This window comes from Craurococcus roseus (assembly GCF_039523795.1).
Classification (GTDB): Bacteria; Pseudomonadota; Alphaproteobacteria; order Acetobacterales; family Acetobacteraceae; genus Craurococcus; species Craurococcus roseus.
The window spans coordinates 57,351-83,801 of sequence record NZ_BAAAFZ010000029.1; the positions used below are offsets into that span (position 1 = coordinate 57,351).

Consider the following 26,451-nt stretch of genomic DNA (forward strand, 5'->3'; position numbering starts at 1 on the left):
GCCGCGGGGCTCCCCGGTGGGATCGGGTTGCTGAGGCCTGCAACCCGAACCTCGGAACCACCACGATGATCGACGGCAGGATCGCCCTCCGCAAGCTGCCGGAGAAGGGCCCCGACGCCGCCTTCCTGCGCGGGATGATCGGCTTCGCCGCGCAGCGGCTCTGGAGCTGGAGGCGGGCGGGCTGACCGGGGCCGCCCACGGCGAGCGCGGCCCGGACCGGCTGGTGCGGCGCAACGGCTACCGCGGGCGCGACCGGCGGACCCGGGCGGGCACCGCGGAGCCGCGCATCCCGCGGCTCCGGCGGGGCGGCTGCTTCCCCGCCTTCCCCGAGCCCCGGCGGCTGGCCGGGGAGGCGCCGACGGCGGTGGTCCAGAAGGCCTGCGTCCACGGCGTTTCCACGCGCTCCGTCGATGACCCGGCCCGGGCGATGGGCCTGGACGGGGTCAGCGAGAGCCAAGTCTCGCGCCCCTGCGCCGGGATCGACGGGGGGCTGGGACTTCCTGGCGCGGCTCGTCGAGGGCGATCGGCCCCGCCTCTGGCTCGACGCGACCCGCGTGAAGGTGCGCGAGGCCGGGCGGATCGTGCCGGCGGCCGCGACGGTCGCCGCGGGGGTCAACGCCGACGGGCGGCGCGAGGCGCTCGGCATGGCGGTCGGCGCCTCCGAGGCGGAGGCGTTCTGGCTCGACTTCCTGCGCGGCTTGGCGCGCCGCGGCCTGCGCGGCGTGAGGCTCGTCGTCTCCGACGCCCACGAGGGGCTGAAGACGGCCGTCGCCAAGGTGCTGCGCGCCACTTGGCAAAGGTGCCGCGTGCGTTTCGGCCGCAACGCCCCGGCGCACGCCGGGAAGTCCCGGCGCCGCATCGTCGCCGCCTGGATCGGCGCCGCCTACGCGCAGGACGGCGCCCCGGCCGCCCACGCCCAGTGGCGCTCCGTCGCCGACCGGCCCCGGCCCGAGGCGCCCCGCCTCGCCGCCCTGATGGACGCGGCCGGGGAGGACGTGCTGGCCTACATGCACCTCCCGGCCGCCCGCCGCGCCAAGCTCCACGGCACAAATCCCATCGGGCGCCTCAACGGCGAGACCAAGCGGAGGACGGGCGTCGTGGGCGTCTTTCCGGACGAGGCCGCGGCGGTGGGGCTCGTGGGCGCCCCGCTGCCGGAGCAGTCCGGCGAGTGGGCCGCCCAGCGCGCCCGCCGCATGACCCCGGAAGGCATCGGCGCGGTGCGCGACACTGGCCCCGCCAGGCTGTCCGCCGAGCCGGCCTGACCCGGCGGCCCGACCCGCCGCGAAGCCCCGCTGCCACGCCATGCGGCGGGACACGACCCGGCGCTGGCCGCCCTACTCCCCCGCGGCGGGCGCGAAACCGGCGTCGCTGCTGTTGTCGTTGATGCCACCGGTCGCCCGTGCCCGACTCCGTGAAGCGGAAGGAGCGCCGCCTTGGAAGCCGCTGCGCGCCCGCGGCTCGGAGGCCGGATCGATCCCGCGCCTCCCGAACACGGCGTCGGCCCAACGGGCGGCGAACACCGGCCCGGCATGGTCCCGGCGGAGGCATTCCTCTTCCATCTTGAGCGCGCGGGCGATGGCCCCGCTGTGGTTGGCGGGCGCCCGCAGGAAAGCGGCCAGTGCGTCGCGGTCATCGAGGCACAAGGGGTAGTCCGGGAGGTCCAAACCTTCGAAGGTCACCGAGTTTCCCACGACCGGCACGCCGTGCGCGAAGCCCTCGAGCACCTTCGTCTTTATGCCCCCGCTGAGGAAGCTCGGCGTCACCAGGACGCTGCCGGGAGCGTACACGTCCGAGATGTCCTTGACGTAACCCGCCCACGTCACGTTGGGCACGCGGCGCTCCGGACGCCTTTGGCGCCCGTAGATCACGAGCGGCATCGGGAAACGCTCCCGCTGCCACAGGTCCAGCAAGAAATCGATCGTGAGCCTGTTCTGGGTGAGGGCGTCGGTCCCGATGAACACGGCGCGCAAGGGCGCGCCTGGCGATGACCACGGTGCGCGGCGCCGCGCGGCCGACCCCACGACCGGCGGGATGGCCAGGACCGCTGCCCGTGTCCGCGCCGGCAAGCGGTCGGCTTCGGTGCGGAGCATCCCGGCTTCCTCGCGGTTGAGGAGGACCACACGGTCCGCCAACGCGAGGAGTTCCCTCTCCGCGTGGCGGAGCGCCAAGCGCTCGTAGCCCAGGACCAATCGCGCGACGGCGCGCGACTTGACGATGCGCGCCACAGGTCCGGGCACGCGGGCCTCGAGGTAGCCGAGGGACAACGGCAGCTTCCGGTCGATGAGCTCGCCGTAGCGCCGCGACATCAGGTCGTCCGCGTCGACGACGATCCGCGCGCCGGGGCGGCGCCGCCGGAGGTGGCGCAGCAGGGGCAGGGTCCGCACGCCGTCCAGGTAGATGACGTCGCTGTCCGCCGCCGCGGCGGCGGCGGCGGCCATGCCGCTCGGATCGGCGAAGATGGCGCATTGCAGCGGCAGCGGACGTCCGGAAAGCAGCCCGCGCAGCAGCGCCCAAACCGTCGCGCCCGCCCCGGACAGCCGGCGCCGCTCCAGCGCGTTCTGCAAGCGAGCCTCCCTGAGCGAGCCCAGCGGTGCGAGCGCGCTCCGCACCGACCGCGCCACGTTGACGCGGCCGGCGCCGTCCACCCCGTCCAGCGCCCGCGTCCAAACCGCGAGAATTCGGCACGGCTGTTCGGCTGGGGCAGGTCGCGCTTCGGGCTCGGTCTCAAGGAGGCTGAAGGATGCCAACGCACGCACTCCTGCGGTGAAAGTTCCTGACACTCACGCGACCGCCCGATGCGGCGACCGACGACGCGCGGGCGGCGTGCCGCTCTGAAGCGAAGGAGCCCGAGCACGGCTGGCCACCGCCTCAACCGATGGGGACCTGCAACGATCAACGGCGGTGCGCCATGTGCCGCAGCGTCAACGCGACGCGGTGTTGGGTGTACGCGATTCGAAACGAAAAAGGGTTCGATTCGCCGTGTTATCAACAAAACGGCGACACATGTAGCAGCCTGTTTCGTCTTTTTGGTGAGCCGTGACCAACAACAGCCGTCCTGCCTGAGATCCGGAAGCCAGCGTAGATACAACCTTTGATTTTGTTGAATGAACTGTTCTTGCAGCAATCAGAGTTGCATTCGCTAGGTACGGCTCAACTGTAGTCGTAAATTTCATGTCCCCCAGGTAAGGTAGACGGTGTTGATGACTTGACGGAGCCACGAACCAGTTTTGTATTGAAAAGACTTAGGCGGGCTCGCTGGTCTCCGAGGCCTCTACACGGGGTCGTTACGGACCTTGGCCCGAACATCGCCGCTTCCGGCGTCGCGGAGCCCTGTCAGCTCGTCCTCCCCTTGCGGGAACGCCCATCGGACTGCCAGAGGGGCGGAGCGGGCCGCTCCGCCGGCGCGTCATTCCGTTCGTATGCCCGCGTTGCGCATGAGCGTGGCGTAGCGCTCGGCGTCGCGGTTGCTCGGCCGGAGCGTTGGGTCGTCCAGCGCGCGGTTCACGAACGCCGCCAGCCGGGCCACCGCCGCCGCGGGCAAGCCCGCTTGCCCCATCAGCATGTACCAAACGTTCGCGTCGAAATCGGGCGCTTCGAAGCCGGGGAAGCGTTGCTCGGCGACGGTGGGCAGGTCCGGAAGCCACTCGATGCGCCGCGGCATCGTGGTGGCGAGCGCGCGCACGCGGCCCTCGTGGATGTGCGGCAGGTAGGTGGGGAAGGTGTCGATGGCGAGGTCGATGCGGCCGGCCAGGATCTCGTTCACCGCCTGCCCGGTGCCGCGGAAGGGCACGTGCGTCATCCGGGCGCCGGCGCGCACGGCGAGCAGCTCCACCGCCAAGTGCTGCTGCGTGGCCACGCCGGAGGACGAGTAGCTCAGCTTCCCGGGATTGGCGCGCGCGTGCTCCACCAGCCCGCGCAGGTCGCGCGCGCGGGAGGAGAGCGGCACCACCACCACCAGCGGCACGGTCGCGGCGAGCACGATGGGGGTCTGGTCGCGGTATATGTCGAAGGGCGGCGGATTCATGTGCGGCGGCACCACGGCGGAGGCGCTCACCGTCGTCATGAACAGGGTGTGGCATCCGGCGGCGCGCGGATGCCGGCGAGCGCCGCGACCGTGCCGCTGGCGCCCGGCCGGTTCTCCACCGTGATGGTTCGGCCGAGGTCGGCTTGCAGCGCCGGCTGCAGCAGGCGCGAGATGATGTCGGTGCCGCCGCCGGGCGCGAAGCCGACCAGCAGGATGATCGGGCGCGACGGCTCCCACCGCGGCGGAACCGGCTGCGCGCGGGCGACGGGTGGCAGGAGCGCCGCCGCCGCGCGGCGCCCACCACCGCGCGCCGTGCGGCGGCGGCGTTCGTCGTCATGCCCGGTTCCCTCCACGCGGTCTTTTCGCGCCGGAGCTTGCGAGCGGTCCGGGGGCTGTCAAGGATCGGCCGTACCCCAAAGTCAGGAGCGCAGCGCGCATGGAACGCCTCTTCACCGCCGTCGCCACCCGCATCGCCGGCTTCGCGGGCCAGCCCGAGGCCTTCGTCCTCGCGCTCGGCGCCATCGTCGTTTGGGGGCTGACGGGGCCGCTGTTCGGCTATTCCGACACGTGGCAGCTCGTGGTGAACACGGCCACCACCATCGTCACCTTCCTCATGGTGTTCCTGATCCAGAATTCGCAGAACCGCGACGCCGCGGCGATGCAGGCCAAGCTCGACGAGCTGATCCGCGCCAGCGGCGAGGCGCGGAACCGCTTCATCGGCATCGAGCACCTGACGGAGCACGAGCTGCGCGAGATCCGAGAAGCCATCGAGCGGGAGGGCGGCGACGAAGCGAATGGGACGGTGCGCATCGACACGGTGGGCCGGCTGCTGGGCCGTCTCTAGCCCGATCAGGCGCCGGTCCAGCGCGGGGGCCGGCGGGCCAGGAAACTTTCGACGCCTTCGCGGAAGTCGGCGCTGGTGAAGCACATGGCGACCAGGTCGTCGCCGTCCACCGCGCGGGCGGCCAAGCGGAGGCGGCGCATCGCCTCCTTGGTGGCGCGGAGCGTCAGCGGCGCGTGGCCGGCCAGCGTCCGCGCCAGCTCCTCGGCGCGGGCCAGGAGCGCGGCGCGGTCCGGCAGCACCTCGGACAACAGGCCGATCGACCGGGCTTCCTCGGCGCCCACCAGCCGCGCGGTGTAGACGAGGTCGATCACCCGCGCCGGGCCGACCAGCGCCGCGAGGCGCGCGTAGTTCGCCATGGACAGGCAGTTGCCGAGGGTCTTGGCGATGGGGAAGCCGATGCGGGCATCCGCCGTGCCGAGGCGCATGTCGCACACCGCGGCGATGGCGGCGCCCCCGCCGGTGCAAGCGCCTGCGATGGCGGCGACCGTGGGCTTCGGGCACTCCTCGATGGCCGTTAGCGCGCGGTCCACCCGCGCTTCGTAGGCCAGTGCGTCCTCGGCGGTGCGGAAATCCCTGAACTGGGAGATGTCGGTGCCGGCTGCGAACGCGCGGTCGCCGGCGCCGGTGACGATGAGGGCGCGCACGCCGGCATCGGACGCGATCTCGCCGCACAGCGCGGCCAGGCGCTCGTACATGGGGAAGGTGAGGGCGTTGCGCGCCTGCGGGCGGTTCAGGGTGGCGAAGCCGATGCCGTCGCGGACCTCGTAGAGCAGGTCTTCCATGCGCGCGTCTCCTTCCGTTCCGGGCAGCCTAGGGGCGGGCGCCGCGGCGGCAACCCTCGCACCGCTTGACGCGCCAAGCGTCGCGGGGGAGCAAGCGGGCCTCGCGGACAGGGAAGGGCGGGCCCCATGCGCATCGTCTCGGTGAAGGACGCGGTGGTGCCGATCAGCTCCGCCATCGCCAACGCCTACATAGACTTTTCCAAGATGACGGCGAGCGTGGTCGCCGTGACGGTGGAGGCCGGGGACGGCAAGCGCGCCACCGGCTTCGGCTTCAACAGCAACGGCCGCTACGCCCAACCCGGCCTGTTGCGCGAACGCTTCATCCCGCGCCTGCTCGAAGCGGGAGGCGACGCGCTCTTCCACGCCGACGGCGGACTCGAGCCCGCGGGCGCCTGGATGGCGATGATGCGGAACGAAAAGCCCGGCGGGCACGGCGACCGGAGCGTCGCGGTGGGCACGCTCGACATGGCGCTTTGGGACGCGGCGGCCAAGCTGGCCGGGGTGCCGCTGTGGCGGCTGCTGGCCGATCGGTTCCGCGGCGGGCAGGCGGACGAGGCGGCCTGGGTCTACGCCGCCGGCGGCTACTACCACCCGGGCAAGGGCACCGAAGGCTTGGTCGAGGAGATGAAGCGCTACCTCGGCCTCGGCTACTCGGTGGTGAAGATGAAGATCGGAGGCGCGCCCGGCAGCGCCATCAAGGACGCGCTGCGGGACGACGTGGCGCGGATCGAGGCGGTGCTGAAGCTGCTCGGCGGCGACGGCTCCCGCCTCTGCGTGGACGTGAACGGCCGCTTCGGCCTGCACGCGGCGCTGTCCTACGCCGCGGCGCTGACCCCCTACAAGCTCCGCTGGTACGATGAGCCGCTGGACCCGCTCGACTTCGCCACCCACGCGACCCTCGCGGAGCACTACGGCGGGCCGATCGCCACCGGCGAGAACCTGTTCTCCGCCGCCGACGCGCGCAACCTGGTCCGCCACGCCGGCCTCCGCCCGGACCGCGACGTGCTCCAGTTCGACCCGGCGCTGTCCTACGGCCTGGTGGAGTACATCCGCATCCTGAACGTGCTGCAAACCCACGGCTGGTCGCCGCGGCGCTGCGTGCCGCACGGCGGGCACCAGTTCGCGCTCAACATCGCGGTGGGCCTGGGCCTCGGCGGCAACGAGAGCTACCCGGAGGTCTTCGCGCCCTTCGGCGGCTTCGCGGACGACACGCCGGTCCAGGACAGCCGCGTGCGCCTGCCTGGCATCCCCGGCATCGGCTTCGAGGGCAAGTCCGACCTCTACGCCGTCCTCCAAGGCTTGGCGGAATAAGGCGCGGCCGCCTCACACGGCGATGCGCGCCGGCTCGAGGCTGGCGTAAACGTCGCCCGAATTCGCTTCGGCGGGCAGCGCCGCGATCCAGGCGGCCATCTCGTCCGCGCCGCAAGGCGCCCGGCGGGCTAAGGCCATGCCCTCGCCGAGGCAGGCGTTGAAGGCGCGGAAGCCGAGCGCGGGCAGCCGGCGCAGGCAGGCGAATGCCACCTCGCGCTGGATGGTGGTGAATTCGAAGGACAAGGCGCGCGGCGGGACGGAAAGGCCGGCCAGCGCCTCGGCTTCGAAGCCTTCCACGTCGAGCTTGACGAATTGCGGGCGGCCGTGCGCGGCGGCGAGCGCGTCCAGCGTGGTGACGGGGCAGGGGACGGCCGCGTCCCACCGCTGTTCTTCCCAGCCCGGCGCGTCCGCGGCCGCCGCCATGAAGCCGGGGCTTGCGCTGGCGACGGTCGGGTTGGCGGTGTTGAGCCGCAGCACCGCTTCGCCGCCCGGCTCGGCCCCGACCACGGCGGCCACGCGGGCCACCCCCGGATCGCCGCGGAACAGCATCCGCAGCAGGCGGTCGAGGCGGGGCTGCGGCTCCACGCAGACCACGCGGGCGCCGAGGCGGCGGAAGCTCGCGGCGCGGTCGCCGACATGCGCGCCGACGTCGAAGGCGAGGTCGCCGGGGTCGAGGAAGCGGCGGTGGAAGGCGTCCAGCGCCGCGGCGCGGCCCGGGGCGTGGTAGGTGCGGAGGCTGCGCCCGATGCCCTTCGCGGCGGCCGTGGCGGTGCTCAACCGGTGAACACCAGCGCCGCGCCGCCGGCCAGGCCGGGCGGCACCATCGGCCCCTCCGGCGCTTCCACGACCGGCAGCCCCGCCAGCGCGCGGCGGGCCGCGGCGGTGCCGTCCTCGGTGCGGACCGTCATGCCGACGATGCTCGGGAGGGCCGGCGGGGCCACGCCGGGGAACAGCCGCGGCACGGCGGTAGGCGGGAGCACGCGGAGGGTGGTCGGCATCGCCGGGGAGCGCGGACCGGCGGCCCCGGCGGCGCCGGGCAGCGTCAGGCGGAAGCCGCCGAGCGGGTCCGGCCGCACCGGCAGGCCGGCCAGGCGCGAGAGCCGGGAGGCGGTGTCCGCGGGCTCGGCGGCGGCCAGCACGACGCCTTCGAGCGCCACGGCGCCGTTGGCGTGCGCCATCCAGCGGTCCTGCCACACCAGTTCCGGCGTCAGGTGGCGGATGAGCTGCAGCCTGCCCTCCGGCGCGTCGGGCAGCGGCAGGCGGGCGAAGCGCGCGACGGGACCGCCGGGTTCCACCGGGCGCTCCAGGTACGCCACGCCCGGGATGGTGGCGCCGCCGCGGCGCAGCCGTTCGAGATTGGCAGCCTCGTCGCCCATCGCCAGCGCGACGATGTGCGCCCCGGCGTAGCGCGACAGCCAACCGTTCAGCCCGTTGTCGAAGCGCGCCGGGTCGAGGACGGCGATCAGCTCGATGTAGCCGTGCCGCAGGAAGGCGCAGCGGTTGCCGGTGCCGTAGGGCTCCACCGGGAGGTCCGGCGCCCGGCGGCCGCTCTGCCGCGCCACGGGAGTGAGGGTGAAGCCCAGGCGCTCGTAAGCGGCGGCGAGCGGCGCGAGGTCGCGCGCCGCGACGCCCACATGGTCGAGCGCGAGGGCGGTGCTCAAGGGCCCGGGGTCTCGTAGGCCGGGACGCGCCACGCCTCCGGTTCGGCCAGCGCCTCCGCGTACCAGCGGTCCACCAGCGGGTGGGCGCGCACCGCATCGACATAGGCCCGGCTGCGCGCCGTGATCTCCGGTTTCCAGGTGAGGAAGCGACCGGCCACGGGGGCGAACATGGCGTCGGCTAGAGTGAAGTCGCGGCCGAACAGGAACGGGCCGCCATGCGCGCCCAATGCCTCGGCCCAAGCGGCTTCGATGCGGGCTATGTCGGCCAGGGCTTCCGGGGTGCGGCCGGCGCAGGGGAATTCCCGCCCCGCGTTGAAGAACATGGCCGAGCGCAGGCCGCGGAAGCCCGCGTGCATTTCGCTGGCGAGGCTGCGGGCGTGGGCGCGTGCGGGGCGGTCGGCGGGCCACAGGCCGGGCGCTCGCTCGGCGCAGTACTCGCAGATGGCGAGACTCTCCCACACGCGCGCGCCTTCGTGCTCCAGGAAGGGCACCAAGCCGGCCGGCGTGGCGGCCTTCACCGCGGGCGTGTTGCCGGTGCCGTCGATCGGGATCACCACCTCCTCGACGTCCAGCCCCGCCAAGCGCACCGCTAGCCAGCCGCGCAGGCTCCAGGAGGACGTGCGCTTGCTGCCTATCACCAGCGTGCCCTTCGCCACAGGCGCTTGCGTCATCGTGATGGAACCTTTCCCGCGCTACTCCAGCATGGCATGAAGCCAAGCGTCGCCCAACCCCTGCCCGGGCCGATGCGGAGTGCCGAACACCCATGTATCCAGGCGAGGGCGCCACCACGCCGAGCCCGGCCGGCGACTCGCCCGACGAGTTGCGGCTGCGCGCCAAGCAAGGCGAGCTGATCGGCGAGTTCAGCCGCATGGCGCTCTCCGGCACAAGCTTCGACGACCTGCTCGCAGCCGCCGCCCGCATCGCGTCCGACGGCCTGGGCGCGCCGCTCGCCAAGGTGCTGCAATACATGCCGGGCGAAGACACGCTGCTGGTGCGGGCCGGCGTCGGCTGGCGGCCCGGCGTGGTGGGCCACGCGCGGCTCGCAGGGGACCTGGGCAGCCCGGCGGGCTATGCGCTCAAGACAGGTGCCCCCGTCATCTCCAACCACCTTTCCACGGAAGACCGCTTCCGCACCCCGGCGCTGATGGTCGAGCACGGCGCCCGCCGCGCCGTGAACGTGGTGGTCCGCGGCCAGCGCGCGCCTTTTGGCGTCTTGGAGGCCGACGGCCGCGACCCCGGCCAATTCTCCCGGCGGGACGTCGTGTTCATGGAGGCGCTGGCCGGCGTGCTAGGTTTGGCGATCGAGCGCGAGGCGGACGCGGCGCAGCGGGAAGCGCTGCTGCGTGACAAGGACCTGCTGATGCAGGAGGTCCACCACCGGGTCCGCAACTCGCTCTTCCTGGTGCAAAGCCTGCTCCGCCAGCAGATCCGCGCTGCCACGGCGCCCGAGGTGCGCGACGAGCTGGAGCAGGCGATCCGCCGCGTGTCATCGATCGCCGCTGTGCATCGCCAGCTCTACAGCGGGGGCAGCCTCGGCCGCATAGCGGCAGCGGAGTACCTCGGCCCGCTGCTCCGCGACATGGCCGCGTCTTCCCCGGAGCGGCCCGTCCGGCTGGACGCGCCGCCTTCGCTCGCTTGGAGCGCGGACCGCGCCACCACCTGTGGGCTGGTGGTTACGGAGCTGGTGCTCAACGCGCTGAAGTACGGCCGCGGCACCGTCACCGTGCGGGTCGAGCCGGGCCCGGACGAGGCGGACAGCATAGCCGTGGAGGACGAGGGGCCGGGGCCGCCGGCCGGCTTCGATCCGGCGGCGTCCACGGGCCTGGGGATGCGGATTTTGCGGGCGCTGCTGCGGGGCGGCATCGAACTGGACCGTTCGGCGCCGAACGCGCGCTTCGTCGCCCGCCTGCCCTCGGCCCGCGCCGCGCCCGATCCCGGCCAGCCGCCCACGGCTTGATCGGGCGGGGAGGCCGGTGTTCCTTGCCGGGGACCCCGCCCCGGAGCCCGACCCGCGATGAACGAGATGGCCGTGCCGCGTCCGAACAACCTGGACGCCTTCTGGATGCCCTACACGGACAACCGGTACTTCAAGGCGAACCCCCGGATGCTCGCGCGGGCAGAGGGCATGTCCTACTTCACGCCGGAAGGCCGGGAGGTGCTGGACGCCACGGCGGGCCTCTGGTGCTGCAACGCCGGGCACGGGCGCCGCGAGATCACCGAGGCTATCCAGCGCCAGGCGGCGGTGCTGGACTTCGCGCCCACCTTCCAGCTCGGCCACCCCCTGGCCTTCGAGGCGGCGGCGCGCCTGGCGGAGATCCTGCCGGACGGGCTGGACCGCGTGTTCTGGACCAACTCCGGCAGCGAGAGCGCCGACACCGCGCTCAAGATCGCGCTCGCCTACCACAAGGCGCGGGGCGAGGGCGGGCGCACGCGGTTGATCGGGCGGGAGCGCGGCTACCACGGGGTGGGCTTCGGCGGCATGTCGGTGGGCGGCATCGGCCCGAACCGCAAGCAGTTCGGCGCCTTGCTCCCCTACGTGGACCACCTGCCGCACACCCACGGCATCGAAGCGAACCGCTGGAGCCGCGGCCAACCCGGGGAAGGCGCGTCCCGCGCCGATGCGCTGGAAGCCCTGGTGGCGTTGCACGGGGCGGAAACGATCGCCGCCGTGATGGTGGAGCCGGTGGCGGGCTCCACGGGCGTGCTGCCGCCGCCGCGCGGCTACCTGGAGCGCCTGCGCGAGATCTGCACCAAGCACGGCATCCTGCTGGTCTTCGACGAGGTCATCACCGGCTTCGGCCGCCTCGGCACGCCCTTCGGCGCGGAGCGCCTCGGCGTGGTGCCGGACATCATGACCATGGCCAAGGGCCTCACCAACGCCGCGGTGCCCATGGGCGCGGTCGCTGCGAAGGACGAGGTGTACCGCGCCGTGGTGGAGGGCTCCCCGGGCGGCATCGAGCTGTTCCACGGCTACACCTACTCCGGCCACCCGCTGGCGGCGGCGGCGGCCATCGCCACCATGGAACTGCACCGGAGCGAGGACCTGCCGGGCCGGGCGAAGGCGATCGAAGGCGAGTGGCAGGAGGCGGCGCACGCCATGCGCGGCCTGCCGCACGTGACCGATGTGCGCGACTGCGGCCTGATCGCCGGCATCGAGATGGAGCCGCGCCCGGGCGCCCCCGGGCAGCGGGCGCTCGACGTGTTCCGGCGCTGCTTCGACGACGGCGTGCTGGTCCGCGTCACCGGCGACATCGTGGCCCTCTCCCCGCCGCTCATCGTGGAAAAGCCGCACATGGAGCGCATCTTCGGCACGCTGTCGGACGCGATCCGGGCGGCGGCATAGCGCCAGGGGAAGCCTGCAACGGCAGCCCCCCGCCCCGGCTTTGCCGGGGATGGCGCCCGACCCATATTGCGCGCCGGACCCCCATCACCGCCTTCGCGGAGCGCCACCGATGCCCGAAGCCACCCCCGTGCCCGTCACCGTGCTCACCGGCTACCTCGGCGCCGGCAAGACCACGCTCTTGAACCGCATCCTGTCCGAGAACCACGGCAAGAAGTTCGCCGTGGTGATCAACGAGTTCGGGGAGCTGGGCGTGGACAACGACCTCGTGGTGGACGCCGACGAGGAGGTGTTCGAGATGAACAACGGCTGCATCTGCTGCACCGTGCGCGGCGACCTCATCCGCATCATCGGCGGCCTGATGAAGCGCAAGGGCGACCTCGACGGCATCATCATCGAGACGACGGGCCTGGCCGATCCGGCGCCGGTGGCGCAGACCTTCTTCGTGGACGAGGACGTGAAGGCCCGCACCCGGCTCGACGCCATCGTGACGGTGGTGGACGCCAAGAACCTGCCGGCGCGCCTGGCCGACTCGAAGGAGGCGGAGGAGCAGATCGCCTTCGCCGACATCGTGCTGCTGAACAAGATGGACCTCGTCTCGCCCGAGGAGGCGGCTGAGGTCGAGCGCCGCATCCGCGCCATCAACCCGCAGGTGGAGATCCGCCGCAGCACCAAGTCGGACGTGCCGCTCGACGCCGTGCTCGGCCGCGACGCCTTCAATCTCGCCCGCATCCTGGAGCGCGAGCCGGAATTCCTCTCCGGCGAGGACGACCACGAGCACGACAGCGAGATCCAGTCGCTCTCCTTCGAGGCCAAGCGCCCGATCGACCCTGAGAAGTTCAACGCCTGGATCAGCGGGCTGCTGGCGCAGAAGGGCCAGGACCTGCTGCGGACCAAGGGCATCCTGCACTACCGTGGCGACGACCGCCGCTTCGCGTTCCAGGCCGTGCACATGATGGCCGACGGCGACTTCATCGGCCCGTGGAAAGAGGGCGACCCGCGCCGCTCCAAGATCGTCTTCATCGGCCGCGACTTGAACCGCCCGCAACTCCGCCGCGGCTTCGAGTCCTGCCAAGCCGAGGAAACCGCGGCGGCATGAGCGGAGCGGCGCAAGACGCGGAGTTCCTGCTCGAGAGCCGCGGCGTCCGGCGCGAACTGGGCGCCTGGGTGGTGGGCGCCGCTTGGGAGCGCGGCGGTACCGGCGCCTGCGGCTTCGGCCTCGGCGACGGCACCCTGCGCGTCACGCGACCGGGCGCGCTCGAAGGGGAATGGGCCAGCGCCGTGGCGCACGGGGGCGGCGCCTGCCTGTCGGTGTGCGCCGACGCGCGCGGCGGCTTCCTGTCCGGGGGCGACGACGGGCGGCTGGTGCGGGTGACGGCCGACGCCGCCGTAGGGGAAATCGCCCGGCCCATGCGCACACGCTGGGTGGAGCACGTGGCGGCGCACGAGGGCGGCGTGCGCGCGGCCGCGGTCGGCAAGGCCGTCCACCTCTACGACGCGGGCGGCGCGGCGCTGAAGACGCTCAACCACCCGTCCAGCGTCGGCGGCCTCGCCTTCGACGCCAAGGGCAAGCGCGTGGCGGCCAGCCATTACAACGGCGCCTCGCTCTGGTTCATCGCGTCCAAGGAGGACAAGCCGCGCGTGCTGGAGTGGAAGGGCGCCCACGCCGCCGTTGCCATCAGCCCGGACGGCACACACGTGGTCACGGCCATGCAGGAGAACGCGCTGCACGGCTGGCGCTTGTCGGACGGGCAGCACATGCGGATGTCGGGCTACCCGTCGAAGACGCGCTCGCTGTCCTTCACCGCGCGCGGTCGCTGGCTGGCGACGAGCGGCGCCGACAGCGTGGTGATCTGGCCGTTCCACGGCGGCGGCCCGATGGGCAAGGCGCCGACCGAGTTGGCGGGCGGCGACGGCGTGCTCTGCACCGCGGTCGCCTGTCATCCCCAGCACGAGGTGGTGGCCGCGGGCTTCGCGGACGGTTTGGTGCTGCTGTCGGAAATCGCTTCCGGCAAGGTCGTCCCGGTGGCGCCTCCGGGGCACGGCGGCGTGTCGGCGCTGGCCTGGAACGCCCTGGGGACGCACCTCGCCTTTGGAACGGAAACGGGCTTCGCTGGGGTGGTGGACCTGTCCAAGCGGTGACGCCCGGCCGCCGCGGCGCCCGGTGTCATCCGTGCCGCAGCGGGCCCACCAAGCGCCAGCCGGTCCCCTCGGCGAGATCGGGCGTCGAAGCCGTGTTGCAGGTGTAGAAGCTGCGCAGGACGGCCGGTCGCGCCGCGCCCTTGGCCTGCGGCGCCTTTTCCGTGGACCGGGGCGAGGCCACCGACGGACGCGACGGCTTCCGCAAAGCCGGCCGTTCCGCGGCGGACCGTGCCTTGGCCGTCCCGCCTAGACGCGGCGACGCTCTCGCCGCCTCCGCCCGGACGCGCGCGAGCAGCCCGTGCACGCCGGTCCCCACCAGGGTTTCGGCCGGCCCGCACCCCAGCGCGGAAGCGAGCAGGCCGGCCCCGTCTGCCGTCATGGAGGCACGCGCAGCGGAGTGCGGCAGCACCACGGCCGCGGCCAGCAACACCGCGCCGACGAGCGTTCCGGCGGCCACCTTTCTTGAAGCGCGTTCCATGGGTTGGGAACCTCTGCTCTGGGGTTGACTTAGCTCCGTGACGGGATTCGCCAACGCGCCTTATACGCGAACAGTTTCCTGAGATTTTTCGCCATTGACGATTGCGTGATCCTTGGGTTTCCGGGCAGGGAACCGGTTCCACCCTGCCGATTTAACGGCCCAGACCAGGGACGAACGGGGGTGGCGATGGCTCAAACGCCGGACGACGACGACGAGGTGGACCTGGGCGTGAGCCTGGAAACCGTCGCCACGGTCGTGGACCTCGCCCGCGCCTTGCAGGGCAAGGAAGAGACCGACCCCGAGCAGGCGACGGAGGACGCGAACAGCGAGTCCGCTTTGCTCCAGGAAACGCCGGACGACATGACCGAGGACTCCCTCCGCCAGTTCATCGACGAGCTGAACGAGGATGAGCAGGCTTCCCTGATCGCGCTGGCCTGGGTCGGTCGGGGCGATTACGGGGCGGAGGACTGGGAAGAGGCGCGGTCGCTCGCGGCCGAGCGGAACCAGAGCGACACCGCGACCTACCTCATGGAGATGGAGATGCTCGGCGATCTCCTGGCCGAAGGTGTCGCGGCCTTCGGCTTGTCCATCGAAGACGTCGAGCGCTAGCGCGGGCTTTGCCAGCGGCGGCCCTCAGCCCGCCCGGTGCTTCACCCGAAGTGGTGCGGCCCGACATCGGTTCCGGCGATCTCGCGGATGAGCTTGCGTTTCACCGCTTGGCCGAAGGCCTGGAAGTCCTCCGCCGGGATGACGAACGAGCCGGGCCCGCCGACGACGCTTTCCCGGAAGTATTCATCGAGCGGCACCGGCGGCAGGCGGCCGAAAGTGGGCCGGTCGTTCATAATGGGCAGGCCGTTGATCGTGACGCCGTCGGCCAAGAGCTTGTCCCGCGCGGCTTCCACCGGGCCCCCGCTGTTGTTCACGCCGTCGCCCGACACGTCGATGACGCGGCGCGTGCCTTCGAAGGGCGCGTCGGCCAGCACGCGGTGCGAGAACTCCAGCGCCGACGAAATGGAGGTCCAGGACAGCGAGGCGCGTGGCGCTTCATCGAGCTTGGTGGCCCAGGCGAAGGCGTCGGCGGGCGAGGCGATGCGCGTCCAGGGCAGCACCAAGCGCTGGTATTCGGCGCCGGCCCATTCGACGTAGGCGACGCCGATGGCGCCGATCATGCCGCCGCGCACGGCTTCGACGACCAGCGGGTCGGACACCGCGTTGCGGTAGCCTTCGCGTTGCAGCCTGGCCTCGTCCTCGTCCACCGAGCGCGACACGTCCACCGCGAGCACCAGGATGACGTCGACCGGTTCTTGCTGCGCCCAGGCCGGCGAGAAGCGCGCCGCGGTGCCGAGGCCCGCGGCTGCCGCTGCTCCGGCTGCAAGGAGGGAGCGTCGGTGCATGCCGGTGTCTCCTTCGTAGCCCAGGCGTCAGATTCCCCGGGGTGGAGGAAACCCTAGACCCAAAATCGCGCGTTGCGATAACGACATGAACGTGTTCCGGCGCGGGAGGTTCGCACGTGCGCGGGAATGTGTTCGGGCCGTTAGAACGCCGACATGACGGCGTCCGCGACGCGGGCGACTTGACCCTCCGACAGATAAGGATGCATCGGCAACGAAAGCACGCGCGCGCAGAGGTCTTCGCTCACGGGCAGGGGCGGCGGGCCGCCGAAGGCGGCGGCGTGGGCCGCGCGGTAGGCGGGCTGATGGTGCAAGGGCTTGGGGTAGTAGATCGCGGAGGGCAGGCCGGCTGCGCCCAACGCCGCCTGCACCCGGTCGCGCGCCGCGGCGTCGGGCAGCAGGATCGAGTAGATGCCCCAAGCGCTTTCGAACCCCGGCGTCGGCGATGGCGGCGCCACAACGGGCGCGCGGAGCCGTTCAGCGTACCATCGCGCGGCCCGCGCGCGGGCGGCCAGCTCGCCTTCCAGCAGCGGCACCTTCTCCAACAGGATCGCCGCCTGGATGCTGTCGAGCCGGCCGTTCATGCCGGTGCGCAGCACCTCGTAGCGGGACGCGCCCTCGCCATGGGTGCGGAGCGAGCGGTACAGCGCCGCGCGGTCCGCGTCGTCCGTGAGCAGGGCGCCGCCGTCGCCGTAGCAGCCCAGCGTCTTGGTCGGGTAGAAGGAGCACGCCGTCGCGTCCGCCCAGCCGCCGAGGCGCTTGCCGTGCAGCCGCGCGCCGAAGGCCTGCGCCGCGTCGTCCAGCGCGAACATGCCGCCGTGCCGCCCGCAAAGGGCTTCGATGGCGGGCCAATCCGCCGGCAGGCCGTAGAGGTCCACGCCGACCACGGCGCGCGGGCGCAGCCGACCCTCGCGCGCCACCAACTCGACGCGGCGCTCCAGGTCGGCGAGGTCGATGTTGAAGGTCGCTTCCTCCACGTCCACGAACACCGGTGTCGCGCCGAGCACCAGCGGCACCTCGGCCGTCGCCGTGTAGGTGAAGGCGGGCAGGAACACCGCGTCGCCGGGGCCGATGTTCTCCGCCATCATGGCGATCTGGAGCGCGTCCGTGCCCGAGGAAACGCCGACGCAGTGCGCCACGCCGGCGAAGGCGGCGAGCTTCTCTTCCAGCGCGTCCACCTCCGGCCCCTGGATGAAGCGGCCGTGGTCGAGCACGCGGGCGATGCCGGCGTCGATCCCGGCGCGGATCAGCGCCTGTTGCGCCTTCATGTCGAAGAAGGCCACGGGGGCGTCGTCGGGCGGCGGCGTCATGGCGGCGGTGCTTCTCCTCCGCTGTGCAGGCGGGCGGGCGCCGTGTAGACCCGGCCCCCTCCGCCGCCAAATCACCCGCTGTTTCGCCTTGCGACACAGCGGGCGCGGCGCCCGACGTCACTCGCCTCCACCATCTCCGCCGCCCCCGCCGTCACCCCCGCCGTCACTCCCTCCGGGCCCGTCCGGCGAGCCGGCATCCGCCGGGTCGGCGGCGGCATCCTCGTCCGCGGCGCCGCCGGCGGAACCGTCATCGCGCCCTTGCACGCCCGGGTGCTCCTCGTGCCAGCGCCGCCGCATGGCCGGCGTCCACCACCATTTCGGAAGCCCTTCCATCGCAACGCGCCGCTACTGCTGCGTCGCCCGGCTTTCCGCCTTGTCCTCCGGCGCGAACTCCGGCACCAGCCGGCCGAGCTGCGCCAGCGCCGCCGCGGCGTTGCCGGCGCGGCAGGTGGCGGCGATCTCGTCGATGGCGCGGCCCACCAGCGCCGGGTCGGCGGTGCGTGGCTTGGCCACCAGCAGGCCAGGGAAGGCGGTGGGCCGCGGCGGCTCCTGGCCGTGGAACAGCTCCTCGTAGAGCTTCTCGCCGGGGCGCAGCCCGGTGAAGCGGATCTCCACGTCCTTCTCCGGGCGCAGGCCCGACAGGCGGATCATGCGCCGCGCCAGGTCCACGATCTTCACCGGGTCGCCCATGTCGAGCACGAAGATGCCGCCTTCGCGCAGCTCCGGCGGCTGGTCCGCCCGGTCCTCCGCGCCCACCACGCTGGCCTGGAGCACCAGCCCCACCGCTTCGCGCACCGTCATGAAGTAGCGGCGCATGTCCGGATGGGTGACGGTGAGCGGCCCGCCGCGCTCCAACTGGCGGCGGAACAGCGGCACCACGCTGCCGGTGGAGCCGAGCACGTTGCCGAAGCGCACGGTGACGCAGCGCATCGTGCCCGCGCCGGCGCGGGCCTGCACGTCGAGCGCTTGGCAGTACATCTCGGCCAGCCGCTTGGACGCGCCCATGACGCTGGTCGGGTTCACCGCTTTGTCGGTGGAGATGAACACCATCGTCCCCGTGCCCACCGCCCGCGCCGCGTCGGCCACCACGCGCGTCCCGTAGGCGTTGGTGAGCAGGCCCTCCGCCGGGTCGTTCTCCACCATCGGCACGTGCTTGTAGGCGGCGGCGTGGAACACCAGCTCCGGCCTGATCTCCTCGAACAAGCGGCGGATGCGGCTCTCGTCGCGCACGTCGGCCAGCACGGCGCGGCGCGGCACCGCGGGGTGGGTTTCGCGCAGTTCCAGATCGATTTCGTACAGGACAAACTCGCCGTGGTCGAGCAGGGTGAGGGAGCCCGGCCCGAGCGCCGCCACCTGCCGCGCCAGCTCGCCGCCGATGGTGCCGCCGGCGCCGGTGACGAGCACGCGCCGGCCCTGTACCAAGCGCGCCATGCCTTCGCGGTCCAGCGGCACCTGCGGCCGGTCCAGCAGCTCCTCGATGCCGACCTCGCGGAGCTGGAGCCGCGGCGTGCCGCCCTCCTCCAGCAAGTCCGCGCGGCGCTGCGCCGCCGGGTCGAGCGAGGTGACGGAGGGCGCGCGGCGCACGGGTATGCCGTGGCGGTCCGCGGCGTCCACCAGCCGTTGCAGCGCCAGACCCTGCACGTGCCGGGTGGTGAGCACCAGGAGCGCCGGCAGCCGGCCCTCGTCGCGCATCCGCTCCAGCACCCCGTCCACCTCGTCCACCGTGCCGAGGATCGGGTGGCCGCGGATGCGCCGGCCCGATTGGCGGGAGCGCATGGAAAGGATGCCGAGCACGCGGTAGCCCGCCGGGCGCTCGCCGGCCAAGGCCCGGATGAACAAGTCGGCGCCGTCGCCCGCGCCCACCAGCAGCACCGATTGCGGCTCCTCGCCCGTGTCCGGACCGCGCCGGGCGTGGTGGATGCGCGCGGCCACCCGCGGCAGCCCGAGCAGCGCGGTGAGCGCGAGGGCGTGGAGCACCGGGAAGGCCGGGTTGGCCGGGTGCTCGGCGCTGAGCAGGAGCAGCCCTCCCCAGAACAGCGCCGCCCCGCCAACGGCGGCCACGGCGACGGCGAGGAGGTCCGGCAGGCCGGCGTAGCGCCAGTACTGCTGCGGCATCCGCACCGCGAACCCGGCCGCGAGCAGGGCCGCCACTGCGCCGGGCAGCGCGCCGAGCCACCACGCCCAGCCCGGGAACGGCGCGTCCGCCAGCACCAGCGCCACCGGCAGCGCGAACGCGGCCAGCGCCGTGTCGAGGGCGAGATTGAGCAGGACGCGGTGGGGCGTGCGGCGGCGGGCCATGCGGGGGCTTTAGCCCACGGCTGGCCCGGGTGGAAACACTCGGTCCCCACGTGCCTGCCGCAGAGGTCTGGAGCGGGCGGGGATCAGTCGGGGCGAGGGATGGGGTGGTTCGGCGCGCCGCCGAGCACGCCGCCGGGGCGGCGTTGCTCGCGCCGTTCCGGGTCCTCGTAGCAGCCACCCGTTCGGCCGCGACCGAGCCAGTGGTCGCAGCGGCCCGTCAGCAGCAGCCCGAGGGTCGACTCGCGCAAGTTGGGCCAAGCGACCAAGAGTGCGGCCGCCGAGAGCGCCAGGACGATGATCCAATCCCGCCGGCTCACCGCGCGGGCAGCGGCCCTGGCGCCGCGCCGAAGCGGTTCGGACCGGGAGAACCGGGTGCCAGGCACATCCACGCCATCACGCCATAGCAGCCGAGTCGCAGGACAGTCCCGATGGTGCCGTCTGCTTCTGTGGGGACGATGGGCAAGACCCAAATCCAGAGCGAGTGCCAGCCCGAGAAGTCCAGGTCGTGCAAGCGCTTCACTTGGATCACCAGCGCGAGCCAGACAACCGGAGCCGCGGCGAGCACCGCAGCAACCTCGGCGCGAACAAAACCGTCCACATGGAGCATTTTCGCCGCGGCCGCGATTGCCGCGACCCAGACCCACACGCACAACGCCAGTGACAAGTTCCAGCCGAGAAAGGAAAGGCGCCCCACGCGGCCTTTGATGCCGAACCGAGCCGCGATGCGCCTCGCTTCAACCGGCGGCATGAAGCGACCCGCCATGCTGTACCGTCGCAACCCCTGCCTGAGGCACCAAGCTGCGATACAAGCCCACCAACCGCTCAGCCTCGCCCGCCCAGCCGAAGCGCCCCAGCGCCGCGCTTCTTCCTGCTTCGCACATCTCCGCCCGCCGCGCCGGATCGCCGAGCGCCGCCACCGCCGCCGAAATCGTGCCAGGGTCGGCGCTGTCCACCAGCGCACCGCAACCTGCCTCGCGCACCACGGCCGCGACCTCCTCCGCGAACGCCGGCGCGACCACCGGCAGGCCGGCCAGCATGCAGTCGAACAGCTTGTGCGGCAGCGCCAGGCGGTGGTTTTCCTCGCCCGGCTGGAACAGCACCAGGCCGACGTCGCACTCGGCCAGTCGCGCCAGGGCTTCGGCGTGCGGCAGCCAGGGCAGGCGCTCGATCCGGTCCGCGACGCCGAGCGCCGAGGCGCAGGCCAGGAACTCCGCTTCCGAGCCGTCGGTGAAGCGGCCGATCAGGCGGAGCGTCGTGCCAGGCGGGCAGAGCGCCAGCGCGTCCAGCATCTGCGGCCAGCCGCGCGACCGGCCCAGCGCGCCGGCGTGGGCGAGGCGGAGCGGGCCTTCTCCGCGGTGCCGGCGCGGCTCGACCGGGGACGGCAGGGCGTAGTTCCGCACCGCCACGGTCCGGCCGGGCGCGGCGAAGTCGGCGTCCAGCCCGTCCTTCGCCACCACCACCGCGTCGGCGGCGCCGCCGGCCAAGCGGCAGAACAGCCGCAGCGCGGCGCGGGCCGCCGGGCGCAACACCCGCGGCAGCTTGCCGTCGAGGCGGCTCGGGTAGTGCTCGTGCACGTCGATCACCACCCGCGCGCCACTCCACCAGCCGGCGAGCAGCGCCGCGACCCAGGCGTCTGGCTCGCTCGCGTGCAGCGCCGCCGCGCCGCTCCGGGCCGCGCGCCGCGCCAGGGCAGGGATGTTGCGCAGACGGCCGGCCCAGCCGGGGCGGCGCGCGTAGGTCTCGATCTCGACGCCTTCGACCGTCGCGGCCGGGGCGGCGGCGCCGGGCGCGAGGTGGCGGACGCGCCAGCCGGCGGCGGCGAGGGCGGCGCCTTCCTTGCGGACCACCCGGATGTCGTCGGGCGGGTGCGCGGCCGACAGCATCAGCACGAGCGGCGGCGTCATCGCGCCCGGCCGTCGAGGAATTCGAGTAGGTGCGCCGCCATCCGCTCCCCCGCCCGGCCGTCCCAGAGCGGGATCGGCCGGCCGCGCGGCCACCGGCCGGACAGCGCTTCCGCCACCGCCTCGGCCAGGGCGTCCGGCGCCACCAAACGGCTGCTGCCGCTTTCCAGCGTCACCGGGCGCTCGGTTTCGGCGCGGAGGGTGAGGCAGGGGAGGGACAGCGCCGTCGCCTCCTCCTGCACGCCGCCGCTGTCCGTCGCCACCAAGCGGGCGCCGGCGAGGAGGGCGAGGAAGTCGGCGTAGGAGAGCGGCGGCAGCGCCACCACGCCCGGCGGCGGCGCCAGCCCCCAGTCCGCCATGCGGGCGCGGGCGCGCGGGTGCGCCGGCCAGGCGAAGGGCAGCCGCCGCGCCGCCTCCGCCAGCCCGCGCAAAGCCGCCGCCAGGGCGTCGGGCCGGTCCACGGTGGCGGCCCGGTGCAGGGTGACGACGCCGTAGCCGCCCGGTCCGAGCCCGGCGGGCAACGGCCGTTCGCGCGCCGCGGGCAGGGTGCGCAGCAGGGTGTCCACCATGGCGTTGCCGACGGCGCGCACGGCGCCGGGTGCGTGGCCTTCGCGCAGGAGGCGCGCGGCGCTGCCCTCGTCGGGCGCCCAGAGCAGGGTGGCCACGGCGTCCAGGGCGCGGCGGTTGACCTCCTCCGGCATGTCGGCGTCGCCGCAGCGCAGGCCGGCTTCCAGGTGCGCCACGGGCAGCGCGAGCTTCCGCGCGGCGAGGCCGGCGGCGAGGCTGCCGTCCACGTCGCCCGCCACGACCACGGCCGCCGGCCGCCGCGCCGCCCAGACCTCGCCGGCCGCCTGCATCGTGCGCCCGACCAGCGCCGCGTGCCCGCCGCCGGAGACACCGAGGGCGATCTCGGGGACGGGCAGGCCGAGGTCGGCGAGGTGCGCGCCGAACATCGCCTCGTCGTGGTGCTGGCCGGTGTGCAGCAGCACCGGCCGCAGCGGGAAGCCCGCCGGCAGCGCGTGCCAGAGCGCGGCGAGCTTGGGCAAATTCGGCCGCGCGGCGGCGACCAGGTGCAATTCGGACGATTTGGCGAGGCCGGTCATGCGCCGGCGTCTCCGGCCATCGCGTCGGGGTGCGCGACCGCGACGCGAAAACCAGGCGGCGCGGCGTCGAACGGACGCGATCCGGGCGAAGCTACGGGGGCGGTCATGCGGGAACCCGCGCCGCACCGGGTGTGGCCGCGGCGCCTTCGACGACGCCGCAGAACCGGGCGGCGAGCAGCCGGCGGTCCCAGCGGCGCACCGCCTGCGCGCGGGCCGCGGCGCCCAAGGCCGCGCGCCGGGCGGGCGAGGCGGCCAAGGCGGCGAGGGTCCCGGCCAGCGCCGGGGCGTGGCCGGGCGGCGTGGCGATCCCGCACGGGCCGTCTGCGAGGAGGCGCGCGGCGCGACCGCCGAGCGCGGCGACCACGGGCAGGCCGGCGGCGAGGTAGTCCATCAGCTTGTTGGGCGCCGTCCACTCGGCGAACTCCGGCACCGGGGCGAGGCACTGCACGCCGATCTGGCTGCCGGCGAGGAGGGCGGCCAAGCGGGGTTTCGGCAGCGGGTCGAGAAAGGACAAATTGGCGAGCCCGGCCGCGGCGGCCTCGGCCATCAGGCGCGGCTTCTCCGACCCTTCGCCCACCAGCAGGAGACGCAGCGGCGCCCCCTCCGCCCGCAGCAGGGCGGCGGCGCGGAGCAGCAGGTCGAGCCCGTTGGCGCGGCCGTGCGCGCCGGCGTAGACGGCCAGCGGCTCGTGCGGGCGCGCCGCCTCCGGGCGCCAGGGCACGATCTGCGGGCCGAACAGGTCGAGGTCGGCGCCGTTCGGCACCACCGACACCGAAGACGGGTCGGCGCCGTGGGCCGCCGCGGTTTCCGCCATGCCCTCGGACAAGGCGACCACGGCGGCGGCGTTCCGGCAGGCGGCGTCGGCCAAGCGGTCCATGGCGAACCAGAGCGGCGGGGAGCCGACCCGCATCGCGCGCGGCAGTTCCGGCCAGGGGTCGCGGATCTCGAACACGAAGGGCGTGCCGCGCGCGCGCCGGGCCGCGAGGGCGGGAAGGGCGACGGAAAGCGGGGTGGACGAGGCCACGACCACGTCCCAGGGGCGGGACAGCGCGAGGGCGGAGGCGCGCGCGGCGTAGCGGGCGAAGGCCCCGGCGCGGGCGGCGAGCCCTTGGGCGTTGCCGCAGGAAACGGCGAACTCGACGACGCGGAACGCGCCGACCCGGCCTTCGCGCCGGCCGGAGCGGAACGGGCCGTCGAGGCCGGTTTCGGCGCCGGCGTAGCGCCCGCACGCGACCGTCACGGCATGGCCGCGCGCGGCCAGCGCCCGCGCCATGGCGAAGGAGCGGGTCCCGGTGGCGCCGGCCGGGGTGGAGAAGTGCTGGTGGAGGTACAGGACCTCCAGGCCGCCAGCGCTGCCGCCGCTCCCCCTCACGCCGCGGGCCACAGCGCGCGGACGGCGGCGATCACCCGGTCCTGCTCCGGCGGGGCCATGCCGCTGCCGGAGGGCAGGCACAGGCCGCGCTCGAACAGATCGGCCGCGACGGCGCCGCCGCCGCGCGGCGCGTCGCGGAACACCGGTTGCAAGTGGAGCGGTTTCCACACCGGGCGGCTCTCGATGCCGCTTTCGGACAAATGGCGGCGGAGGGCGTCGCGGTCGGGCGCGCCCTGCGTCGGGTCGAGCAGCACGGCGGTCAGCCAGCGCGAGGCGCGGCACCACGGCGCTTCGGGCATGAAGGACAGGCCGGGCAGCCCGCCCAGCGCTGCCCGGTAACGCGCGAAGACGGCGCGGCGCGCCGAAACCCGCGCGGGCAGGGCGCCGAGTTGCGCGAGGCCCACCGCCGCGAGCAGGGAGGACATGCCGTAGGCGTGGCCGGTGGTCTCGTGCTGGTAGTGCGCGCCCGGCTCGCGCGCCGCCTGGGACAGCGAGCGCGCGCGCGCGACCAACTCCGGTTCGTCCGAGGCGAGGGCGCCGCCGCCGCCCGCGGTGATGATCTTGTTGCCGTTGAAGGAGAAGACGGCGAGTCGCGCGCCGCGCCCGGCGTGGCGTCCGTCGCCGCGGGAAGCGCCCACCGCGCCGGCGCTGTCGCACATCACCGGCACGCCCCAGCGGTCGCAGAGCGCCACGATCGCGTCGAGGTCGCAGGGCTGGCCGAACAGGTCCACCGGCACCACGGCGCGCGGGAGGCGGCCGGCGCGGGCGGCGCGGGCGAGTTCCCGTTCGAGCAGATCGGGGTCGAGCGTCCAACTCGCCGGGTCCACGTCGAGGAAGCGCGGCACGGCTCCCATCTGCACCGCGGGCGCGACGGTGGCGACGAAGGTGAGGGCGGAGGTCCAGACCTCGTCCCCCGCCGAAACCCCGAGGCAGCGGTAGCCCAGGTGCAGCGCGGCGGTGCCCGACGCCGTGGCGAGGACGTGGCCGAAGCCGGTGGCGGCCGACAGCGCCGCCTCAAAGGCCGCCGGCACCGGCCCGGCGGGCGCCACCCACCCGCTTTCCAGGGTGGCCTCCAACGCGGCCATCTCCCCGCCTGTGAGATGGGGCGGCGAAAGGAGCACCTGGCCGACCGGGCGCGCCCGATCCGCGAAGAGCGAGAACAGGGGCGGATTCACGGACGAGGCGGGCGCCGAGGCATGGAGCCCCGCCGCGATGGCGAAACCGGCCACCACGCTGTAACTCCGAGTTGTATGACAATAATACTATTCTACTAAATGCGCCGGTCGCAAGATTCCACTGCTGACGGCGTGCGCGCCTTTCTGTGCCGTGTCCGCCCGGAGGCGCGATCGACGGCCACGTTGCCAGCAGCCGTGTTTAGTTGTATTTTCAAAACAAAATAGGGGTGGTACCGACTCCGTCCCCAGCCTCGCCATCAACCCACGGAAGTTCGTGCAAATACCTTCCATCCGCGAAACCCTGGCCTTCGTCCGCAACGCCCACGCTGGTGCCGTCGCCGGTGGCCAGCCCCGCTGGTTGCGCGCGGTGGCGGTGATGAACCTGCTGCCGGCCGTCTTGCCCGGCATCAAGGTTACGCACGAGGAGCGTCAAATCGCCCTTCTGCGCGACATCCTCCGCACCACCGCGGAAACCGAGGCGAGCCTTTCGCGGGCGGGGTTCCCGCCGGAGGTGGTCGCCAGCGTGCTCCGCTTGACCCGCTTCGACGCCGGGTTCGCCCATCTCGAACACCTCCGGGTGGTGGCAGAGTCGAAGGACCTAGCCGCGAAGCGCGTGGCGATGGCCGCCCTCTTGCGTGAGGAGCGGCAAGCCGCCGGCGCGTCCCCCGGCGAAACCGAAGAAGCGCGCGCCCGCCGGCGGAAGGCCATGACGCTTATGCAGCGCGGCCTCGGCTACTGACGTCCCGGGCGCCGGTCCTCCGTCGTCGTCAGGCGTGGCCGACGACCGGACCGGCCCCGCCCCCGAGGCCGCCGCTCCCGAGGCCGCCTTGGCCGTCGCCCCGCCGCGACTGCCACAAGGCCACGAAGTCTATGGGCGCCAGGAGCACCGGCGGGAAGCCGCCGTCGCGGGTGACGTCTGCGAGGATGTTGCGGGCGAAGGGGAACAGGAGGCGAGGGCACTCCACCAGCAGCACCGGCTCCACCTGCTCCGGCGGCACGTTGACGGTGAAGATGCCGCAATAGGCCAGTTCGGCGATGAAGCAGGTCTGGTCGGCGTTGTTCAGGTTCGCCTTGGCGTCCACGCGGATCTGGAGCGCCACCTCGAACACGCCGGCGTCCTGCTGGAGCGGCCGGGCTTGCACGTCGAGTTGGATGTCCACCCGCGGCTGCTCGCGGAGGAGGGTGAAGATCTCGGGCGCATTGGGGACCTCGAAGGACAGGTCCTTGGTGTACTGGATGTTGAGCACGAGCGGGCCGAGGCCCGGCGCGGCGCCGGGGGCGGCCTGGACGCCGGGCGGCAGGGGGGGCTGGTCGGACAT

26 protein-coding genes and 1 pseudogene are annotated in these 26,451 nt (G+C 73.4%); 9 read left to right on the plus strand and 18 right to left on the minus strand.

From position 1 onward, the window contains the following. The first annotated feature begins 65 nt into the window (after window positions 1-65). Window positions 66-1,262, plus strand: a pseudogene (locus tag ABD067_RS12005) (IS256 family transposase). Window positions 1,263-1,334: 72 nt separating this feature from the next. Here ABD067_RS12005 and ABD067_RS12010 read toward each other — a convergent pair. From ABD067_RS12010 to ABD067_RS12020, 3 genes are all read right to left on the minus strand, one after another. Next, window positions 1,335-2,564, minus strand: coding sequence for a glycosyltransferase (locus tag ABD067_RS12010; protein ID WP_343895535.1), 1,230 nt, complete (start codon window positions 2,562-2,564; stop codon window positions 1,335-1,337). A gap of 842 nt (window positions 2,565-3,406) precedes the next feature. Beyond that, on the minus strand, window positions 3,407-4,063 hold the full coding sequence (locus tag ABD067_RS12015) for a tripartite tricarboxylate transporter substrate-binding protein (protein ID WP_343895536.1): 657 nt from the start codon (window positions 4,061-4,063) through the stop codon (window positions 3,407-3,409). Beyond that, window positions 4,060-4,377: a hypothetical protein gene (locus ABD067_RS12020; RefSeq protein ID WP_343895537.1), complete on the minus strand. Its 318-nt coding sequence runs from the start codon at window positions 4,375-4,377 to the stop codon at window positions 4,060-4,062. The genes ABD067_RS12015 and ABD067_RS12020 overlap by 4 nt, the downstream gene beginning before the upstream one ends. Before the next feature lie 83 nt (window positions 4,378-4,460). Between ABD067_RS12020 and ABD067_RS12025 the strand changes: the two genes are divergently transcribed. Then, a complete protein-coding gene (locus ABD067_RS12025; protein WP_343895538.1) occupies window positions 4,461-4,868 on the plus strand; it encodes a low affinity iron permease family protein in 408 nt (135 codons plus the stop codon). Between the two features lie 5 nt (window positions 4,869-4,873). On the opposite strand, the gene ABD067_RS12030 is transcribed toward ABD067_RS12025, so the two are convergent. Next, a complete protein-coding gene (locus ABD067_RS12030) occupies window positions 4,874-5,650 on the minus strand; it encodes an enoyl-CoA hydratase/isomerase family protein (protein WP_343895539.1) in 777 nt (258 codons plus the stop codon). Between the two features lie 126 nt (window positions 5,651-5,776). Between ABD067_RS12030 and ABD067_RS12035 the strand changes: the two genes are divergently transcribed. Next, window positions 5,777-6,961 carry an enolase C-terminal domain-like protein gene (locus ABD067_RS12035; RefSeq protein WP_343895540.1) on the plus strand — a complete coding sequence of 395 codons (1,185 nt, stop codon included), beginning with the start codon at window positions 5,777-5,779 and terminating at the stop codon, window positions 6,959-6,961. 12 nt (window positions 6,962-6,973) lie between these two features. On the opposite strand, the gene ABD067_RS12040 is transcribed toward ABD067_RS12035, so the two are convergent. The 3 genes from ABD067_RS12040 to ABD067_RS12050 are packed head-to-tail and all read right to left on the minus strand — an operon-like array spanning window position 6,974 to window position 9,278. Further along, window positions 6,974-7,738 (minus strand): FkbM family methyltransferase, encoded by a 765-nt coding sequence (locus ABD067_RS12040; protein WP_343895541.1) that lies wholly within the window; start codon window positions 7,736-7,738, stop codon window positions 6,974-6,976. Then, entirely contained in the window at window positions 7,735-8,622 is an 888-nt protein-coding gene (locus ABD067_RS12045; protein ID WP_343895542.1) for a VOC family protein, read from the minus strand. The genes ABD067_RS12040 and ABD067_RS12045 overlap by 4 nt, the downstream gene beginning before the upstream one ends. Continuing rightward, window positions 8,619-9,278: a glutathione S-transferase family protein gene (locus tag ABD067_RS12050; RefSeq protein ID WP_343895576.1), complete on the minus strand. Its 660-nt coding sequence runs from the start codon at window positions 9,276-9,278 to the stop codon at window positions 8,619-8,621. The genes ABD067_RS12045 and ABD067_RS12050 overlap by 4 nt, the downstream gene beginning before the upstream one ends. Before the next feature lie 107 nt (window positions 9,279-9,385). Here ABD067_RS12050 and ABD067_RS12055 point away from each other — a divergent pair, with 107 nt between their 5' ends. The 4 genes from ABD067_RS12055 to ABD067_RS12070 all read left to right on the plus strand — a co-directional run bounded on the left by ABD067_RS12055 (window position 9,386) and on the right by ABD067_RS12070 (window position 14,104). Continuing rightward, the gene (locus ABD067_RS12055) at window positions 9,386-10,579 is read left to right on the plus strand and encodes a sensor histidine kinase (RefSeq protein ID WP_343895543.1); all 1,194 of its coding nucleotides are present in this window, start codon (window positions 9,386-9,388) and stop codon (window positions 10,577-10,579) included. A 57-nt stretch (window positions 10,580-10,636) separates the two neighbouring features. Then, window positions 10,637-11,965, plus strand: a complete 1,329-nt coding sequence (locus tag ABD067_RS12060) for an aspartate aminotransferase family protein (protein ID WP_408871544.1) — start codon at window positions 10,637-10,639, stop codon at window positions 11,963-11,965. 109 nt (window positions 11,966-12,074) lie between these two features. Beyond that, entirely contained in the window at window positions 12,075-13,061 is a 987-nt protein-coding gene (locus ABD067_RS12065; protein WP_343895544.1) for a CobW family GTP-binding protein, read from the plus strand. Further along, on the plus strand, window positions 13,058-14,104 hold the full coding sequence (locus ABD067_RS12070) for a WD40 repeat domain-containing protein (protein WP_343895545.1): 1,047 nt from the start codon (window positions 13,058-13,060) through the stop codon (window positions 14,102-14,104). Before ABD067_RS12065 ends, ABD067_RS12070 begins: the two co-directional genes overlap by 4 nt. Before the next feature lie 25 nt (window positions 14,105-14,129). Here the strand turns inward: ABD067_RS12070 and ABD067_RS12075 are convergent, their stop codons facing one another. Then, on the minus strand, window positions 14,130-14,561 hold the full coding sequence (locus ABD067_RS12075) for a hypothetical protein (protein ID WP_343895546.1): 432 nt from the start codon (window positions 14,559-14,561) through the stop codon (window positions 14,130-14,132). Between the two features lie 207 nt (window positions 14,562-14,768). Between ABD067_RS12075 and ABD067_RS12080 the strand changes: the two genes are divergently transcribed. Beyond that, the gene (locus ABD067_RS12080) at window positions 14,769-15,191 is read left to right on the plus strand and encodes a DUF3775 domain-containing protein (protein ID WP_343895547.1); all 423 of its coding nucleotides are present in this window, start codon (window positions 14,769-14,771) and stop codon (window positions 15,189-15,191) included. Between the two features lie 41 nt (window positions 15,192-15,232). Here the strand turns inward: ABD067_RS12080 and ABD067_RS12085 are convergent, their stop codons facing one another. From ABD067_RS12085 to ABD067_RS12125, 9 genes are all read right to left on the minus strand, one after another. Then, window positions 15,233-15,976, minus strand: coding sequence for a DUF1194 domain-containing protein (locus ABD067_RS12085; RefSeq protein WP_343895548.1), 744 nt, complete (start codon window positions 15,974-15,976; stop codon window positions 15,233-15,235). A 140-nt stretch (window positions 15,977-16,116) separates the two neighbouring features. Further along, window positions 16,117-17,283, minus strand: a complete 1,167-nt coding sequence (locus ABD067_RS12090) for a DegT/DnrJ/EryC1/StrS family aminotransferase (protein WP_343895549.1) — start codon at window positions 17,281-17,283, stop codon at window positions 16,117-16,119. A gap of 345 nt (window positions 17,284-17,628) precedes the next feature. Continuing rightward, the gene (locus ABD067_RS12095) at window positions 17,629-19,581 is read right to left on the minus strand and encodes a polysaccharide biosynthesis protein (RefSeq protein ID WP_343895550.1); all 1,953 of its coding nucleotides are present in this window, start codon (window positions 19,579-19,581) and stop codon (window positions 17,629-17,631) included. 83 nt (window positions 19,582-19,664) lie between these two features. Further along, window positions 19,665-19,898: a hypothetical protein gene (locus tag ABD067_RS12100; protein WP_343895551.1), complete on the minus strand. Its 234-nt coding sequence runs from the start codon at window positions 19,896-19,898 to the stop codon at window positions 19,665-19,667. Next, window positions 19,895-20,344, minus strand: a complete 450-nt coding sequence (locus tag ABD067_RS12105) for a DUF805 domain-containing protein (protein WP_343895552.1) — start codon at window positions 20,342-20,344, stop codon at window positions 19,895-19,897. The genes ABD067_RS12100 and ABD067_RS12105 overlap by 4 nt, the downstream gene beginning before the upstream one ends. Beyond that, window positions 20,316-21,485: a glycosyltransferase gene (locus tag ABD067_RS12110; protein WP_343895553.1), complete on the minus strand. Its 1,170-nt coding sequence runs from the start codon at window positions 21,483-21,485 to the stop codon at window positions 20,316-20,318. The genes ABD067_RS12105 and ABD067_RS12110 overlap by 29 nt, the downstream gene beginning before the upstream one ends. Then, window positions 21,482-22,585: a non-hydrolyzing UDP-N-acetylglucosamine 2-epimerase gene (gene wecB / locus ABD067_RS12115; protein ID WP_343895554.1), complete on the minus strand. Its 1,104-nt coding sequence runs from the start codon at window positions 22,583-22,585 to the stop codon at window positions 21,482-21,484. Before wecB ends, ABD067_RS12110 begins: the two co-directional genes overlap by 4 nt. Window positions 22,586-22,688: 103 nt before the next feature. Continuing rightward, complete coding sequence (locus tag ABD067_RS12120) at window positions 22,689-23,957, minus strand: glycosyltransferase family 4 protein (protein ID WP_343895555.1); 1,269 nt, start codon at window positions 23,955-23,957, stop codon at window positions 22,689-22,691. Further along, a complete protein-coding gene (locus ABD067_RS12125) occupies window positions 23,954-25,186 on the minus strand; it encodes a DegT/DnrJ/EryC1/StrS family aminotransferase (RefSeq protein WP_343895556.1) in 1,233 nt (410 codons plus the stop codon). The genes ABD067_RS12120 and ABD067_RS12125 overlap by 4 nt, the downstream gene beginning before the upstream one ends. Before the next feature lie 220 nt (window positions 25,187-25,406). Between ABD067_RS12125 and ABD067_RS12130 the strand changes: the two genes are divergently transcribed. Next, window positions 25,407-25,871, plus strand: a complete 465-nt coding sequence (locus ABD067_RS12130) for a hypothetical protein (protein ID WP_343895557.1) — start codon at window positions 25,407-25,409, stop codon at window positions 25,869-25,871. Between the two features lie 28 nt (window positions 25,872-25,899). Here ABD067_RS12130 and secB read toward each other — a convergent pair whose 3' ends face one another. Next, window positions 25,900-26,451, minus strand: coding sequence for a protein-export chaperone SecB (gene secB / locus ABD067_RS12135; protein WP_343895558.1), 552 nt, complete (start codon window positions 26,449-26,451; stop codon window positions 25,900-25,902).